The organism is Blastococcus sp. DSM 46786 (genome assembly GCF_900109665.1).
In the GTDB taxonomy this organism is placed as follows: Bacteria; Actinomycetota; Actinomycetes; order Mycobacteriales; family Geodermatophilaceae; genus Blastococcus; species Blastococcus carthaginiensis.
Genome location: NZ_FOAO01000017.1, coordinates 43,992 through 60,133, shown reverse-complemented (window position 1 = coordinate 60,133; position 16,142 = coordinate 43,992). Strand labels below are relative to the sequence as shown.

The window sequence follows — 16,142 nt, the reverse complement described above, 5'->3', positions numbered from 1 at the left end:
ACCAGGAGGCGTCGTGGCAGCCCACCCCGCTCATCCGCCCCGCGCGACCGGCCTCGACGGCTGAGGTCGCCATGGGCAAGGACATCCCACCGGCCCCCGCGCCGCGCCCGGCCGCGCAGGTGCGCAACGTGGCCCTCGTCGGCCGGGCCGGGGCCGGCAAGACGACGCTCGCCGAGGCGCTGCTGGTGGCCACGGGGGCGGTACCGCGCGCCGGCCGCATCGAGGAGGGCACCACCTGTCTCGACACCGAGGAGGTGGAGATCCGCCAGCAGCGCTCGGTCGCCCTGGGCGTGGCGACCGTCGAGCACGACGGCCACCGGATCACCGTCCTCGACACCCCGGGCTCCCCGGACTTCGTCGGCGAGCTGCGGGCCGGTCTGCGCGCGGCGGACTCGGCGCTGTTCGTCGTCTCGGCCGTCAGCGGCGTGGACGCCGCCACCGTGCAGCTCTGGGAGGAGTGCGCCGCGGTGGGGATGCCACGCGCCGTCGTGCTCACCCAGATCGACCGGCCGCGCGCCGACGTCGACGAGGCGGTGCGCCTCTGCCAGCTGATGCTGGGGGAGGGGGTGTACCCCATGCACCTGGTGGAGCGCGGCCCGGACGGGGCGGCCCGCGGCCTGGTGTCGCTGCTGGAGCCGCACCTCGATCCCGCCCGGGTCGGGGACCACGACGCCGACCGCCTCCGCGCCGAGCTGATCGAGGGCATCATCGGCGAGAGCGAGGACGAGACGCTGATGGAGCGCTATCTCGCCGGTGACGACCTCGCCGTCCCCGATCTGGTCTCCGACCTGGAGACGGCGGTCTCCCGCGGGCACTTCCACCCCGTCGTCTGCGTCGCCCCGCTCACCGGGGTCGGCACCGGCGAGCTGCTGCAGCTCGTCGTCGCCGCGCTGCCCTCGCCGGCCGAGCACGGGTGCCCGCCGGTCAACCGGCCCGACGGGTCCCCGGCGCCCGCGCTCAGCTGCGACCCCGACGGCCCGCTCGTCGCCGAGGTGGTCCGCACCACCACCGACCCCTACGTCGGCCGGATCTCCCTGGTCCGGGTCTTCTCCGGCACGCTGCGGCCGGACGTGGCGGTGCACGTCTCCGGTCACGGCATGGCGGAGCGCGGCCACCCCGACCACGACGCCGACGAGCGGATCGGCGTCCTCACCGCCCCGCTGGGCGCCGCCCTCCGGCCGGTGGCGGCGTGCCCGGCCGGCGACGTCTGCGCGGTCGCCCGGCTGGCGACGGCGGAGACCGGCGACACGCTGAGCTCGCCGGAGGAACCGCGGCTGGTCCCGCCCTGGGAGCTGCCGGTGCCGCAGCTGCCGGTGGCGGTGGAGGCCGCCTCCCGCGGCGACGAGGACCGGATGGCCACCGCGCTGGCCCGCCTCGTCGCCGAGGACCCCACCGTCCGGCTGGAGCGGCGGGCCGACACCGGGCAGCTGCTGCTCTGGTGCGTCGGCGACGCGCACGCCGAGGTGCTGCTGGAGCGGCTCCGCAGCAGGCACGGCGTCGCCGTCGCCACGGTGCCGGTGCGGGTCCCGCTGGTCGAGACGCTCCGCGTGCCGGCCCGGGTGACCGGCCGGCACGTCAAGCAGTCCGGCGGGCACGGCCAGTACGCCGTCGTCGTCGTCGAGGGGGAGCCGGGGGAGCCCGGCTCGGGGATCGTCTTCGAGCAGCGCATCGTCGGGGGCACCGTGCCCGGCCAGTTCCACGCCAGCGTGGAGAAGGGGATCCGCGCCCAGGCGGCCCGGGGGGTCAACGGGGACCGCCCGCTCGTGGACGTCCGCGTCACGCTCGTCGACGGCAAGGCGCACTCGGTCGACTCCTCCGATGCCGCGTTCCAGGCCGCCGGCGCCCTGGCCGTGCGGGAGCTCGCGGCCGCGGCGGGCACCCAGGTGCTGGAACCGTGGTGCGAGGTCGAGGTGCGGGTGCCGGCCGAGCACGTCGGCGCGGTGATGAGCGACCTGTCCTCCCGGCGGGCGCGGGTGACCGGCAGCGAGGCCGACCCGGGCCGCGACCGCGCCACCGTGCGCGCCGAGGTGCCCGAGGTGGAGCTGCTCGTGTACCCCGGTGTCCTGCGCTCGGTGACGCACGGGACGGGCAGCTTCGACCGCCGGCCGCTCGGGTACGAGCCGGCGCCCGCCGCGGTGGCCGTGCCGGTCTGAGCGACACCGTCCCGGCGAGCACCGGGGACGGCGGTCCGCCCCTGGCCGGGCCCGCCGGGCACCCGCGGGCGGCGGGGCCCCGCGGCTGCCCCGTCCGAGGGCTCGCCGCGAGCCCGCGGGCGACGGGGGAGACGGGGCCGGTCGGCTAGCCTCGGGCACGGCTTTGCTGGGACTGGAGGGAACGTGACGTCGTCGAACGGGCCGTCGGCTGCCGCACCCGTCCCCCCGCCCCGGACGACGAGGTCGGTGCTGCCCGGCCGCGAGGCCCTGCCGGACCGCGTCTGGACCCTGCCGAACGCTCTCTCGGTGCTGCGGCTGCTCGGCGTGCCGCTGTTCCTGTGGCTGCTCCTCGGGCCGGAGGAGGACGGGTGGGCGCTCGTCGTCCTCATGGTGTCGGGGTTCACCGACTGGCTCGACGGCAAGCTCGCCCGCTGGCTGGACCAGGGCAGCCGCCTCGGCGCGCTGCTGGACCCCGCCGCGGACCGGCTCTACATCGTCTCCGCCCTGATCGCCCTCGCGCTGCGCGAGGTGGTGCCCGTCTGGCTGGTGGCGCTGCTGGTCGGGCGGGAGCTCCTGCTGGGCGTGCTGCTGCTCGTCCTGCGGGCGCACGGCTACCCGCCGCTGCAGGTGCACTACCTCGGCAAGGCGGCGACCCTCCTGCTGCTCTACGCCTTCCCCGCGCTGCTGATCGCCGACGGGGACGGCACGCTGGCCACCGTCACCGCGCCGTTCGCGTGGGCCCTCACCATCTGGGGCACGGCGCTCTACCTGCTGGCCGCCGCCTTCTACGTGGTCCAGGTGGTGGGCCTGGTGGCCGCGGAGCGCTCCGCCGGACGCCAGGGCCCGCCGTGACCGGTGCGCACCCGCCCGGCCGCATCCGCTCGCTGGGCGCCTCGCTGCTCGACGACGTGCTCGCCGAGACCCTCGACCCGGCGTACGCGGAGGCCGCCGCGCGCCGGGCCGGGGGAGAGCCGCCCCGCCGGGGCCGCGGCCGGGTGCTGGTCGCGCTCACCATGGCCGCCGCGGGCCTGCTGGCCGCGGTGACCTACGACCAGGCGGCCGCCCGGGCCGAGGGCCGGCAGGAGATCCGCGAGGCGCTGGTCAGCGACATCCAGGACGAATCGGCGCGCAGCGACGAGCTGGCCGCCCGCCTCGAGGAGCTGCGCGCCGAGGTCAGCCGGACCAGCGACGAGCTGCTCGCCGCCACCGCCGTGGGCCAGCGGGCGCTCGACGCCCTCGCCCGGGCCGAGCAGGGCACCGCCGCCGTCGCCGTCACCGGGCCGGGGCTGCTGGTCACGCTGGCCAACGCCGAGGCCGACGCCGACGACGACCCGATCGGCACCGGTGCCCCCTCCGACGCGGTGCAGGTGGCCGACGGCGACCTGCAGCTGGTCGTCAACGCGCTGTGGGGCGCCGGCGCGGAGGCGATCAGCATCAACGGCCAGCGGCTGGGCCCCACCAGCGCCATCCGGTTCGCCGGCGAGGCTGTGCTGGTCAACTTCCGCCCGGTCACCAGCCCGTACCGGATCAGCGCCGTCGGCGACCCCGACGCGCTGTCCCAGAACTTCCTGCTCGACCCCCAGGTCCGCGACCTCGCCGAGTTCGCGGCGGCCACCGGCCTGCAGTTCGTGTTCGCCGAGGAGGAGGACCTGTCCCTGCCGGCCGCCAACCCGCCGGAGCTCCGCTCCGCCGAGGTCGTCAGTCCCCGCCGGGTCCCCGGCACCGAGCCCGGCCCCGGAGGCTGACGTCGTGATCCCGATCCTCGGCCTCGCGGCGGGTGTGCTGCTCGGCCTGGTCTTCGACCCCACCGTCCCGCTGTGGCTCCAGCCCTACCTGCCGATCGCCGTCGTCGCGGCCCTCGACGCCGTCTTCGGCGGGTTCCGCGCCCGGCTCGACGGCATCTTCGACGCGAAGGTGTTCGTCATCTCCTTCGTGTCCAACGTCGTGGTCGCCGCGCTCATCGTCTTCCTGGGCGACCAGCTCGGCGTCGGGGCGCAGCTGTCGACGGCGGTCGTCGTCGTCCTCGGCATCCGCATCTTCGGCAACGCCGCCGCCATCCGCCGGCACGTCTTCCGCGCATGACCGGTGCGGGACGGCCCGACCCGCCGGGCGCCGGCGCCGACCCGGCGGGGGCGCCCACCCCGGCTGGGGCGCCCACCCCGGCGCGGCGCCGGCGGCGGGACCCCCTCGCGGCCGCCCTCATCGGCGTCCTGACCCTCCTGCTCGGGTTCGCGCTCGCCGTCCAGGTGCGCAACGCCGACGAGGCCCAGGTGCTGGCCGGGGCGCGCGAGGAGGACCTGGTGCGCATCCTCGACGAGCTCGACAGCCGCGAGGAGCGGCTGAGGTCGCAGCTGAACGAGCAGCGGGCGGCGCTGCGGGAGCTCAACGGCTCCGGCAGCCGGACCGGTGCGGCCCTGGAGGAGGCTCGCGAACGCGCCGAGTCCCTCGGCATCCTGGGCGGCACGCTCGCGGCCCGGGGCCCGGGGCTCACCCTCACCGTCCGCGACCCTGCCGGGGCCGTGCAGGTGTCCGACCTGCTCGACGTGGTCCAGGAGCTGCGCGGGGCCGGCGCGGAGACCATGCAGGTCGACGACGTCCGGATCGGGCTCTCCACCGCCGTCACCGGCACCGCCGGCGACCTCGTGGTCGACGGCACGCCGCTGCGCTCGCCGTACGAGTTCGTGGTGCTCGGCGACCCGCAGGGCATGGAGACGGCGATGAACATCCCGGGTGGGGTGGTGCAGCGGATCGAGCGGCGCGGCGGGTCGGTCGAGATCGTCCGGTCGCCCGAGCTCGTCGTGGACGCGTTGCGGCCGCTGGACCGCCCTCAATACGCTTCGCCCGAGACCGACTAAGGACCTCGGTGCCCCCCACCTCTCGCTTCGCTCGAGGTGGGCCCTGCACCGAGGCCGTTCCATCACCTCACCGGGAGACGACCGCCGCATGAGCACACCCGACGACCGCCGCTACACCGAGCAGCACGAGTGGGCGCTGGTGCAGGGCACGGACGGCACGTCGACCGTCGTCCGGGTCGGCATCACCGACCACGCCCAGGACGCGCTCGGGGACATCGTCTTCGTGCAGCTGCCCGACGTGGGGGCCGAGGTGGCCCCGGGCACGCCGATCGGCGAGGTGGAGTCCACGAAGAGCGTCTCCGACGTCTACGCGCCCGTCACCGGCGTCGTGGCGGCGGTCAACGCGCGCCTGGCCGACGCGCCGGAGACGATCAACGCCGACCCGTACGGGGAGGGCTGGCTGGTCGACATCGCCGTGCCGGGGGAGGGCGGCGACCCGATCGGGCAGCTGCTGGACGCCGACGCCTACCAGGCCGTGGTCGAGGGCTCGTGACCGGCCCGCCGGGAGGCTGATTCCGGCCATCGCTCACTATGATCGTCGCGGGGCGCAGAACAGCGGGGGACCTGCGGCGCAGCCGCCCCCCAGCCCTGCACGTCCGGTTGACCCTCGGGCCGACCGGCTGGTTCCATGACCCACGGTCCGCCGCCCACCCGCGGCGGCCGACCCACGGAGGGCCGTCCGGCCCACCGTCCGCCGGCCGCCCGCGGCCAGATACAGGTCCGCGGCGGGCCCCTCGTACCGGAGGAGACGCAACGTGCACTGCACTCGATGTGGCCACGAGAACCCCGAGGGCAGTCGCTTCTGCGCGCAGTGCGGTGCGGCGCTCTCCCCGGAGCGCGTGGGCGAGGCCACGAGCGTGATCCCGAAGGTCGGCGGCGAGGACACCGGCGACCAGCCGGAAGCCGTGGAGGCCGCCGATGCGCACGCCGGCGCAGTGGAGTCCCTGCCGGCCGGCTCGGCGCTGCTGGTGGTCAAGCGCGGCCCCAACGCCGGGAGCCGGTTCCTGCTCGACCAGGACGTCACGACGGCCGGCCGGCACCCCGACAGCGACATCTTCCTCGACGACGTGACGGTCAGCCGCCGGCACGTCGAGTTCCACCGCGAGGGCGGTGGCTTCTCGGTGCACGACGTGGGCAGCCTCAACGGCACCTACGTCAACCGGGAGCCGGTCGACGTCGCCACCCTCGCCGGTGGCGACGAGGTGCAGATCGGGAAGTTCCGCCTGGTGTACCTGACCGGACCGCGCACGGGCGAGCCGGCCGCTCGCTAGTGCACCGACCGGCGATCGTCCGCAGGTGGGGACCGCGGAGCGGGAGCCCGGGACGGGGTCCCGGGGAGAGAGGGGCGTGACCGCCGTGCCCGAGCGCGAGCGTGCGCTCGGGGACGCCGGCGACCAGCACGCGCCGCGCCTGACCATCGGCGAGGTGCTGGCGGTGCTGCGCGACGACTTCCCCGACGTGACGATCAGCAAGATCCGCTACCTCGAGTCCGAGGACCTGGTGCACCCGCAGCGCACGCCGTCGGGGTACCGGAAGTTCTCGCGGGCCGACGTCAGCCGGCTGCGGTACGTGCTCACCGCCCAGCGGGACCACTACCTGCCGCTGCGGGTGATCAAGGACCACCTGGACGCGCTCGACCGCGGGGAGCCGTTGCCCGGCACCGGCAGCGGCTCCGCGCCGCTGCCCCCCGCCTCCACCGAGGAGGGGGCGACGGCCCCGCTGACCGCGGAGCAGTTCGCGCGGGCCGCCGGGCTGGAGCCCGGGCAGCTGGCCGACTGCGTGCAGTTCGGGCTGCTGACCACCGACGCCGAGGGCCGGCACCCGGCGGCCGACCTGCCCATCGCGCGGGCGGCCGCCGGGCTGGCCCGGCACGGCATCGAGCCCCGGCACCTGCGGGTCTACCGCAGCGCCGTGGAGCGGGAGGCGGGGCTCGTCGAGCAGCTCGTCGCCCCGGTGCTGCGGGCACGCTCGGAGGAGGCGCGCACGCGGGCCACCGAGAAGCTGCAGGAGCTGGCGGCGCTCTCCGCGCAGCTGCACACCGCCCTGCTCGAGACGCGCCTGCGGGACCTCCTCCGTCCCTGACCGGGGCGTACCGTGGACGCGTCGCCGTCCGGCCCCGCCCGGCGGGTCGACGAGTCACCGGCCGCCTGATCACACCGTCCCGCCCGGATCCCGGGCCGCAGCCGAGGGAGCCGCACCGTGCAGGAGCTTCGAGTCGTCGGCGTCCGCGTCGAACTGCCCGGAAACCAGCCGATCCTGCTGCTCAAGGAGACGCAGGGGGAGCGTTACCTGCCGATCTGGATCGGCGCCGTCGAGGCGGCCGCCATCGCGTTTGAGCAGCAGGGTGTGCGCCCGGCCCGTCCGATGACCCACGACCTGCTCCGCGAGGTGGTGCGCACCCTGGGCGCCGAGCTGGAGGCGGTCAACATCACCGAGATGCGCGACGGCATCTACATCGCCGAGCTCGTGTTCGGCGACGACCGCATCGTCAGCGCCCGGCCCTCGGACGCGGTGGCGCTGGCCGTGCGCACCGGGGCGCCGATCTTCGGCGCCGACGACCTGCTCGACGAGGTGGGCATCGAGATCCCCGACGAGCAGGAGGACGAGGTGGAGAAGTTCCGCGAGTTCCTCGACCAGATCTCGCCGGAGGACTTCGGGGCCGGTTCCGGCTCCGGGGGCGGCCCTACCTGAGCCCCATCGGGTACCTATCGGCAGCCGCGTCGCATCCGTCACTCGAAATGGGGCTGGTGTGGCGACACGCCGCCCCGCTCAGTTGACCGGCCTCCGGGCCCGGCTTACCGTCGGCGAACGACAACGGTGTGACACCTGAGGCCACGGGTGCCGATCCGTCTACCTGCCGCAACCGAGGCGGGACTGAGGAGGACGCTGGACGTGAGCGACCAGGGCAACGGCTCGCAAGGTCAGCTGTTCAGCGACGCCGCCGTCGGGGCGCCGCAGTACGACGAGGTGGACACCGACCTCGTCGGCTACCGCGGCCCCACCGCCTGCGCCGCTGCCGGCATCACCTACCGCCAGCTGGACTACTGGGCGCGCACCGGCCTGGTCTCGCCGTCCGTGCGCAGCGCCACCGGTTCGGGCACCCAGCGGCTGTACTCCTTCCGCGACATCCTCGTGCTCAAGGTCGTCAAGCGGCTCCTGGACACCGGCGTCTCGCTGCAGAACATCCGCAAGGCCGTCGACCACCTCCGCCAGCGCGGCGTGAAGGAGCTGGCAAACGTCACGCTCTTCTCCGACGGCGCGACCGTGTACGAGTGCACCTCCGCCGAGGAGGTCGTCGACCTGCTCGCCGGTGGCCAGGGCGTCTTCGGCATCGCCGTCTCCGGCGCGCTGCGGGAGCTGTCCGGCGAGCTGGCGGAGCTGCCCGCGGAGCGGATCGACGGCGGGCAGGTCGTCCCGTCCGACGACGAGCTGTCGATGCGTCGCCGTCGGCGCGCGCAGACCGCCTAGACCGCCGGAGCGTGTGCGCCGGCGCGCAGTTCCGCCGGCCCCGAACCCCGCGCCGGTGCACACGCTCGCGGGCCGGGCGTCCGGTCGGGAGGGCGGCCGGCCGCTGGTAGCGTCGCAGCAGTGACCGACCGCGCTGCCGCGTCCACCGGGAAGACCACCGCCCCGTTCGCCGGGCCGTTGCCCTCGCTGAGCGCCCTCGACCCCGCCGGCTCCTTCGCCGGCCGGCACATCGGTCCCCGGCCGGACGACACCGCGGCGATGCTCGCCGTCGTCGGGCACCCGTCGCTGGAGTCGCTCGTCGACGCCTGCGTCCCCGAGGGGGTGCGCGACCGGGCGCCGCTGGACCTGCCGCCCGCGGAGAGCGAGGCCGCCGTCCTGGCGCTGCTGCGCGAGCGCGCCGCGGCCAACGAGGTGTTCACCTCGATGATCGGTCTGGGCTACTCCGGCACGGTGACCCCGCCGGTCATCCAGCGCACGGTCCTGGAGAACCCCGCCTGGTACACCGCCTACACGCCGTACCAGCCCGAGATCAGCCAGGGCCGGCTCGAGGCCCTGATCAACTTCCAGACGACGGTCGCCGACCTCACCGGCCTCCCGGTGGCCGGCGCCTCGATGCTGGACGAGGCGACCGCGGCCGCCGAGGCGATGACGCTGGTGCGGCGGGCCGGGCGCGCGAAGGCGGACGCGGTGTTCGTCGTCGACGCCGACACGCTGCCGCAGACCCTGGGCGTGCTGCAGACCCGCGCCGAGCCCCTGGGCATCCGCCTGCACGTCGCCGACCTGCAGGCGGGCTGGCCCACCGACCTCCCGGAGGCCGGCGCGTTCGGCGTGCTGCTGTCCTACCCGGGCGCCAGCGGCGCGGTCCGCGACCACCGCGCGCTCGCCGCCGCCGCGCACGAGGCCGGTGCCGCCGTGGTCGTCGCGGCCGACCTGCTCGCGCTCACCCTGCTGGAGGCGCCGGGGGAGTGGGGCGCGGACGTCGCCTGCGGCACCACCCAGCGCTTCGGCGTCCCCATGGGCTACGGCGGCCCGCATGCCGGCTACCTGTCGGTGCGGGAGGGGCTGGCCCGCCAGCTCCCCGGCCGGCTGGTCGGGGTGTCGGTGGACGCCGACGGCGACGTCGCCTACCGGCTGGCGCTGCAGACCCGCGAGCAGCACATCCGCCGCGAGAAGGCGACCAGCAACATCTGCACCGCGCAGGTGCTGCTCGCCGTCATCGCCGGCGCCTACGCCGTCTACCACGGCCCGGAGGGGCTGACCGCCATCGCGGCCCGCGTACACCGCGGTGCGACGGTGCTGGCCGGCTGGCTCCGCGCCGGCGGGCTGGAGATCGTGCACGAGCACTTCTTCGACACCCTCCACGTGTCGGTGCCCGGGCGGGCCGGCGAGGTCGTGGCCGCGGCGGCGCAGCGGCGGATCAACCTGCGCCTGGTCGACGCCGACACCGTCGGCGTCGCCTGCGACGAGACGACGACGCCGACGGTCCTGCGGGCGGTCGCGGGGTCCTTCGGGGTGGCCGTCGACGACGCGGCCCTCGACGACGCCGGCGCGGACGCGCTCCCGGACGGGCTCCGCCGCCGGACGCCGTTCCTCACCCACCCGGTCTTCTCCGCGCACCGCTCGGAGACGGCGATGCTGCGCTACCTGCGCTCGCTCAGCGACAAGGACCTGGCGCTGGACCGCACGATGATCCCGCTGGGCTCCTGCACGATGAAGCTCAACGCGGCCGCCGAGATGGCGGCGATCACCTGGCCCGAGTTCGCGCACCTGCACCCCTTCGCCCCGGCCGAGCAGGCCCGGGGTTACCGGCGGCTGATCGACGAGCTGTGCGCGGGGCTGGCCGAGGTCACCGGCTACGCCGCGGTGAGCGTGCAGCCCAACGCGGGTTCGCAGGGCGAGTTCGCCGGTCTGCTGGCGATCCGCGGCTACCACCACAGCCGCGGTGAGACCGGGCGCGACGTCTGCCTCATCCCGTCCTCGGCGCACGGCACCAACGCCGCCAGCGCCGTGATGGCCGGCATGCGGGTGGTCGTCGTCGCCTGCGACGACGCGGGGAACGTCGACGTCGCCGACCTGCACGTGAAGGTCGAGCAGCACGCCGAGCGGCTCGCCGCGATCATGATCACCTACCCGTCGACGCACGGGGTGTTCGAGAGCGACATCCAGGAGATCTGCGCCGCGGTCCACGACGCCGGCGGCCAGGTGTACGTCGACGGCGCCAACCTCAACGCGCTGGTGGGGCTGGCCAAGCCGGGCCGGTTCGGCTCGGACGTCAGCCACCTGAACCTGCACAAGACCTTCTGCATCCCGCACGGCGGCGGCGGCCCGGGCGTGGGCCCGATCGGCGTCCGCGAGCACCTGGTGCCGTTCCTGCCCGGCCACCCGCTGGTCGAGACCGGCGGGCAGGGACCGGCCGTGTCGGCGGCGCCCTTCGGCTCGGCCGGGATCCTCCCGATCAGCTGGGCGTACCTGCGGCTCATGGGTCCCGACGGCCTGCTCCGGGCGACCGAGCACGCCATCCTCGCGGCCAACTACGTGGCGGCCCGGCTGAAGGACCACTACCCGGTGCTCTACACCGGCGCGACCGGCCTGGTCGCCCACGAGTGCATCCTCGACGTCCGCCCGCTGACCAGGGCCACCGGCATCACCAACGACGACATCGCCAAGCGGCTCATCGACTTCGGCTTCCACGCCCCGACGATGAGCTTCCCGGTGGCGGGGACGCTCATGGTCGAGCCGACCGAGAGCGAGGACAAGGCCGAGCTGGACCGGTTCGTCGAGGCGATGGTGACCATCCGCGCCGAGATCGAGAAGGTCGCGACGGGGGAGTACGACCGCACCGACAACCCGCTGCGCAACGCGCCGCACACCCTCGCCATGCTGGCGGGGGAGTGGGGCCGGCCATACCCGCGGACCGAGGCGGTCTACCCGGTGCGGGCCCTGCAGGGGCGCAGCTACCTCAGCCCGGTGCGGCGCATCGACCAGGCCTACGGCGACCGGAACCTCGTCTGCTCGTGCCCCTCGCCGGAGGCGTTCGAGGAGCACGACTTCAGCGCGCACCCGCCGGCGGGGGACGGGTCGGTGCCCGGCCGCGGCCAGGGCCACCCCGACGACCTCGGGACCGCGGCCGACGTCGTCGGCGCCCGGGCGTAGCCGAGGCCCCCGGTGGCAGGGTGACGGTCGTGGATGCGAAGACCTCGCTGCGGCACGCCCTGCAGACCGGCCGCGAGGCCCTGCTCTGGAAGCTCGAGGGCCTGACCGGGTACGACGTCCGGCGGCCGATGACGCCGACCGGGACCAATCTGCTGGGGCTGGTGAAGCACCTGTCCTACGTCGAGATGGGTTACTTCGGCCCGACGTTCGGCCGCTCGGTCCCCGAGGTGGAGCCGTGGCTGGCCGACGACCTCGAGCCCAACGCCGACATGTGGGCCACGGCCGGGGAGTCCCGGGCCGACGTGCTGGCGCTGTACCGCCGGGCGTGGGCGGTCACCGACGCGACGGTCGCCGAGCTCCCGCTCGACGCGCCGGGGGAGGTGTCCTGGTGGCACCCCGACCGGCGGGCGGTGACCCTGCACCAGGTCCTCGTGCACGTCGTCGCCGAGACGCACCGGCACGCGGGCCACGCCGACGTCGTGCGGGAGATGGTCGACGGGGCGGCCGGCCTCCGGTCGGGCGGCGGCAACCTGCCGGAGGTGGACGCGGCCTGGTGGTCGGGCTACCGGGACCGGCTCGAGCAGGTGGCCCGGGATGCCGCCGGCCGCTGAGCCGCTAGGCCTCGACGAGCTCGGGGGCCAGCCAGACGTGGTGGTCGGGGACGGCCTGGCCGTCGGGGAGCAGTTCGCCGTCGTCGTCGAAGAGGACGACGCCGTTGCAGAGGAGGCGCCAGCCCTGCTCGGGGTGGCTGCTGACGACGGCGGCGAGGTCACGCGCCTCGCTGGTGGCGTCGGGGCAGGGCGATACGTGGTGGCACATGGCGGTTCCTCTTCGTTCGTCATCCACGACGGCCGGTTCGGGTTACGTACCGTGCTCGTCTGACTACTGGATTCGGCAAGTGTGCGCGCCGACTGAAGCGTCAGGGAGTGAGCTGGGTCACCAAGTCACCCGGAGGAGTCGGCAGGTCCTGCCATGCCGGCCGGGGGTGCCAGGTATCGGCGCAGGTCGGCCCCGGCGTGTCCGGCCCGGCTACAGCTTGCGGAGCAGGACCCTGCGCACCGAGTGGTCGGCGGATTTCTGCAGCACCAGCCGGGCCCGCGACCGGGTGGGGGCGATGTTGTCCCGCAGGTTCGGGCCGTTCACCGCCGACCAGATGCCCAGCGCCGTCTCCCCGGCCTGGTCGTCGGTCAGCGCGGCGAAACGGTGGAAGTACGCCGTGGTGTCCTGGAACGCCGTGCGGCGCAGCGCCAGGAACCGCTCGACGTACCAGCGCTGGATGTCGGCCTCCGCCGCGTCGACGTAGACCGAGAAGTCGAAGAAGTCCGACAGGAAGATGTCCGGGGCCGCGCCGTCGCTGCGCCGGCCCGCCTGCAGCACGTTGAGCCCCTCCAGCACCAGGATGTCCGGCCGGTCCACCGCCTGCACCCGGCTGGGCACGATGTCGTAGGACTGGTGGTCGTACACCGGCGCGAACACCTCCTCGCGACCGGACTTCACGTCCGCCAGGAAGCGCAGCAGCGCCCGCCGGTCGTAGCTCTCCGGGAAGCCCTTGCGGCCCAGCAGGCCGCGCTCCTCCAGCACGGCGTTGGGCAGCAGGAAGCCGTCGGTGGTCACCAGGTCGACGCGCGGGACCCCGGGGGTGGCCGCGAGCAGCGTCTGCAGCAGGCGTGCCGTGGTGCTCTTGCCGACGGCGACGCTGCCGGCGACGGCGATGACGAACGGCACCTTGGCGGTCGTGTCCCCGAGGAACTCGCTCTGCGCGGCCCACAGCCGGCGGCTGGCCGTCACGTGCAGGCTCAGCAGGCGGGCCAGCGGCAGGTAGACGGTGGCGACCTCGTCGAGGTCGATGCGGTCGCCGAGGGAGGCCAGCTCCTCCAGCTCCGCCGCATCGAGGGGCAGGCTCGTGCCGGCCGCGAGCGCCCGCCACGAGTCGCGGTCGAACACCGCGTAGGGCGAGATGGAGCCACGTGTCCCAGCCGTCACGGGCCCCATGGTGCCGTCCACCCCGGGGGAGGGCTGCGCGCGGGTCACCCGGGCGGGTGTCCGGCGGGGACGCCGCGGGCGGGCGGCGGCCCGCCGGGGCGCAGCCGGTCTAGTGTTCTCCCGTGCCTTCCCGCCCGGGGCTGCTCGAGTGCATCGAGCGCTACTTCGCCGTCGCACCGCAGCCGGATGCGCGGATCCAGGCCGCCGGGGCGCTGGACGTCCCGATCGCCGATCCCGCCTGGCCCTACCCGGCCCGGCCCCGGCGCGGCGGCGAGCGGGTGACCGCCGACGACGTCCGCGCGGCGATCGCGCTGCAGCGGGCGGCCGGTCTGCCGGCGGCGCTGGAGTGGATCCCCGAGTGCTCACCCGAGGTGGCGGTCGCCGTCCGCGCCGCCGGCCTGACGGTCGAGGAGCTGCCGCTGCTGGTGGCCGACGACGATCCCGTCGACGTCGTCCTCCCGGCCGGGGTCCGGCTCTTCCTCGTCGGCGCCGACGACCCGGAGCTGCCGCACTACCAGCACGTGGCCGCGCTGGCCTTCGCCCATCCCGGCGGGGCCGACGACGTGCTCGAGGTGCCGCCGGAGCAGTCGGCCGAGGCGCTGCGGCGCACGGCGGTCCTGCGGGAGCGGATCGCCGAGGGGCGCACGGTCATGATGGTCGCGATGGAGCACGGCAAGCCGGTGGCGGTCGGCTCGCACCAGCCCGTCGACGTCGAGGGCACCGAGGTCAGCGAGGTCGTGGGGGTGGCGACGCTGCCGCGGCTGCGCGGTCGCGGGCTGGGAGCCGGCCTCGCCTCCGCGCTGACCGCGCACGCCCGGGAGAGCGCGGACCTGGTGTTCCTGGCCGCGGGCGACGACGACGTGGCCCGGGTGTACGAGCGCATCGGCTTCGCCTGGGTCGCGACCACCGCCGTCGCCGAGCTGCCGGAGGGCTGAACCCGGCCGCCGCCTCACCTGTCGCGGGGAACCGTCTTCCCGGCGGCCACGGCGGCGCCCGCCGCCGTGAGGGCCGCGCGGGCCGCGTCGTAGCCCACCGACCGCGGGACCTCGCTGAACAGCACGACCACCGAGGCGCCGATCACCGCGACCGAGTGCAGGTGCCGCTGCCCGTCGACGCAGCACATCCACCCCTGCTTGACCGCGGCCTCCGCCGGCAGCGTGCCGAAGAGCCCGAACTGCTGGACGAAGCCGTCGGCGGCCACGGGGGTCGCTTCACGCATCCAGCCGAGCAGGGTCGCCGCGTCCTCCGGGTGAGCGACGACGGGTAGCCAGGCCAGGAACCGGGCCAGGTCGTGGGCCGTCGTGACAGCCTGACCCCACTGCCCGGGGATGCGCGCCGGCGGGGGACCGGTGCCCGCCAGGTCGTAGCGCTCGGCCACGTCCCGCACCATCTGCCCGCCGCCGTACCGCACCCACAGCGTGGACGCGGCCGGGTCGTCGGAGCGGCGGATCATCTCGCGCAGCAGGTCGCGGTCGCCCTCCGTGAGGGCGATGGAGCCGGCGCGGGCCCGGGTGAGGATGTCCTCGGCCATGAACAGCTTGACCATGGAGGCGGTCGGGAAGGATCGGTCGGCCACCGGGCCGTTGTCGGAGCCGTACGCGAGCCTGCGCAGCAGACGCGCCTCGGCGGCGCGGACGCTGCCCTCGGTGATGCGGCTCTGCCGGCGGTCGACGACGACCGCGAGCGTGCCGGCCGACCCGTACGCCTGCACCGCGTCGGCCACGAGCACGGCCGGCGGTGAACCGCCGGCCGCGGCACGCCCGGGGCGGAAGGCCTCCAGGGCGAGCAGCTGGACGACCGTGAGCACGGCCGTGATCAGCGACACGGCCAGAGCACCGGATCGGTGTCGGGCAACCGGATGGGACACACCCCGACTCATTCCCCGTCCGGGCGACTATTCACCGCGGCCGCTGAGTCTTCGCGGCCCACCGGGGTGGCCGTACCGCTGCGCAACCGGACGGCCGCGCAGCGGTGGTGCCGGCTACCGCTGCTCGTAGGTGGCCACCAGCGTGGCCCGGGCGAGGGTGTGCGAGAACAGGTTGAAGCCCAGCACCGCGGGGGTGGTGGAGGCGTCGACGTCGAGCCGGTCGGTGTCGACGGCGTGCACCACCACGAAGTAGCGGTGCGGGCCGTGGCCCGGCGGGGGAGCGGCGCCGACGAACCCGGCGAAACCGCCGTCGTTGCGCAGCTGCACCGCGCCCTCGGGCAGCTGCGGGGCGTCCTTGTCACCCGCACCGCCGGGCAGCTCGGTCACCGACGCCGGGATGTTCGCCACCGCCCAGTGCCAGAAGCCGCTGGCGGTCGGGGCGTCCGGGTCGTAGACGGTCACGGCGAAGCTGCCGGTGCCCTCGGGGAAGCCGGACCAGGACAGCTGCGGCGAGCGGTCCTCGCCGCCCGCGCCCATGACACCGCTCACGTGCGGCATCGGCATCGGCTGCCCGTCGGAGACGTCGCTGCTGGTCACGGTGAAGCCCGGCACCTGCGGCAGGAAGTCGTAGGGGTTGGGCGGGGTGGGCCGGTCGGCCATGGT

General features: G+C 75.1%; 17 protein-coding genes. 13 read left to right on the top strand and 4 right to left on the bottom strand.

Annotation, left to right across the window (positions count from 1 at the left end; genetic code table 11):
• Positions 1-71 precede the first annotated feature (71 nt).
• The 12 genes from BMW62_RS15845 to BMW62_RS15790 all read left to right on the top strand — a co-directional run bounded on the left by BMW62_RS15845 (position 72) and on the right by BMW62_RS15790 (position 12,240).
• Positions 72-2,153: an elongation factor G-like protein EF-G2 gene (locus BMW62_RS15845; protein WP_091932670.1), complete on the top strand. Its 2,082-nt coding sequence runs from the start codon at positions 72-74 to the stop codon at positions 2,151-2,153.
• A gap of 183 nt (positions 2,154-2,336) precedes the next feature.
• Entirely contained in the window at positions 2,337-3,005 is a 669-nt protein-coding gene (locus BMW62_RS15840; RefSeq protein ID WP_244524078.1) for a CDP-alcohol phosphatidyltransferase family protein, read from the top strand.
• Complete coding sequence (locus BMW62_RS15835) at positions 3,002-3,898, top strand: DUF881 domain-containing protein (protein ID WP_244524077.1); 897 nt, start codon at positions 3,002-3,004, stop codon at positions 3,896-3,898. Before BMW62_RS15840 ends, BMW62_RS15835 begins: the two co-directional genes overlap by 4 nt.
• Before the next feature lie 4 nt (positions 3,899-3,902).
• A complete protein-coding gene (locus BMW62_RS15830; protein ID WP_091932660.1) occupies positions 3,903-4,235 on the top strand; it encodes a small basic family protein in 333 nt (110 codons plus the stop codon).
• On the top strand, positions 4,232-5,008 hold the full coding sequence (locus BMW62_RS15825; RefSeq protein ID WP_091932659.1) for a DUF881 domain-containing protein: 777 nt from the start codon (positions 4,232-4,234) through the stop codon (positions 5,006-5,008). Before BMW62_RS15830 ends, BMW62_RS15825 begins: the two co-directional genes overlap by 4 nt.
• Before the next feature lie 88 nt (positions 5,009-5,096).
• Entirely contained in the window at positions 5,097-5,501 is a 405-nt protein-coding gene (gene gcvH, locus BMW62_RS15820) for a glycine cleavage system protein GcvH (RefSeq protein WP_091932658.1), read from the top strand.
• A 262-nt stretch (positions 5,502-5,763) separates the two neighbouring features.
• The gene (locus BMW62_RS15815) at positions 5,764-6,279 is read left to right on the top strand and encodes an oxoglutarate dehydrogenase inhibitor Odhl (RefSeq protein WP_091932657.1); all 516 of its coding nucleotides are present in this window, start codon (positions 5,764-5,766) and stop codon (positions 6,277-6,279) included.
• 76 nt (positions 6,280-6,355) lie between these two features.
• Positions 6,356-7,090, top strand: a complete 735-nt coding sequence (locus BMW62_RS15810) for a transcriptional regulator FtsR (RefSeq protein ID WP_211435154.1) — start codon at positions 6,356-6,358, stop codon at positions 7,088-7,090.
• A gap of 117 nt (positions 7,091-7,207) precedes the next feature.
• Positions 7,208-7,699: a bifunctional nuclease family protein gene (locus tag BMW62_RS15805; RefSeq protein ID WP_091932655.1), complete on the top strand. Its 492-nt coding sequence runs from the start codon at positions 7,208-7,210 to the stop codon at positions 7,697-7,699.
• 234 nt (positions 7,700-7,933) lie between these two features.
• Positions 7,934-8,476, top strand: a complete 543-nt coding sequence (locus BMW62_RS15800; protein WP_244524089.1) for a MerR family transcriptional regulator — start codon at positions 7,934-7,936, stop codon at positions 8,474-8,476.
• Positions 8,477-8,596: 120 nt separating this feature from the next.
• Entirely contained in the window at positions 8,597-11,629 is a 3,033-nt protein-coding gene (gcvP, locus tag BMW62_RS15795) for an aminomethyl-transferring glycine dehydrogenase (RefSeq protein WP_170852425.1), read from the top strand.
• 29 nt (positions 11,630-11,658) lie between these two features.
• Positions 11,659-12,240: a DinB family protein gene (locus BMW62_RS15790; RefSeq protein ID WP_211435153.1), complete on the top strand. Its 582-nt coding sequence runs from the start codon at positions 11,659-11,661 to the stop codon at positions 12,238-12,240.
• A 4-nt stretch (positions 12,241-12,244) separates the two neighbouring features.
• Here BMW62_RS15790 and BMW62_RS15785 read toward each other — a convergent pair whose 3' ends face one another.
• Positions 12,245-12,448, bottom strand: coding sequence for a DUF5999 family protein (locus BMW62_RS15785; RefSeq protein ID WP_091932640.1), 204 nt, complete (start codon positions 12,446-12,448; stop codon positions 12,245-12,247).
• A 210-nt stretch (positions 12,449-12,658) separates the two neighbouring features.
• Positions 12,659-13,621: a type I pantothenate kinase gene (gene coaA, locus BMW62_RS15780; RefSeq protein ID WP_091932821.1), complete on the bottom strand. Its 963-nt coding sequence runs from the start codon at positions 13,619-13,621 to the stop codon at positions 12,659-12,661.
• Between the two features lie 113 nt (positions 13,622-13,734).
• Here coaA and BMW62_RS15775 point away from each other — a divergent pair, with 113 nt between their 5' ends.
• The gene (locus BMW62_RS15775; protein ID WP_091932610.1) at positions 13,735-14,547 is read left to right on the top strand and encodes a GNAT family N-acetyltransferase; all 813 of its coding nucleotides are present in this window, start codon (positions 13,735-13,737) and stop codon (positions 14,545-14,547) included.
• A 14-nt stretch (positions 14,548-14,561) separates the two neighbouring features.
• Here the strand turns inward: BMW62_RS15775 and BMW62_RS15770 are convergent, their stop codons facing one another.
• Complete coding sequence (locus tag BMW62_RS15770) at positions 14,562-15,437, bottom strand: class A beta-lactamase-related serine hydrolase (protein WP_244524076.1); 876 nt, start codon at positions 15,435-15,437, stop codon at positions 14,562-14,564.
• A gap of 156 nt (positions 15,438-15,593) precedes the next feature.
• The gene (locus BMW62_RS15765; protein ID WP_091932595.1) at positions 15,594-16,139 is read right to left on the bottom strand and encodes a YbhB/YbcL family Raf kinase inhibitor-like protein; all 546 of its coding nucleotides are present in this window, start codon (positions 16,137-16,139) and stop codon (positions 15,594-15,596) included.
• Between the last annotated feature and the right edge of the window lie 3 nt (positions 16,140-16,142).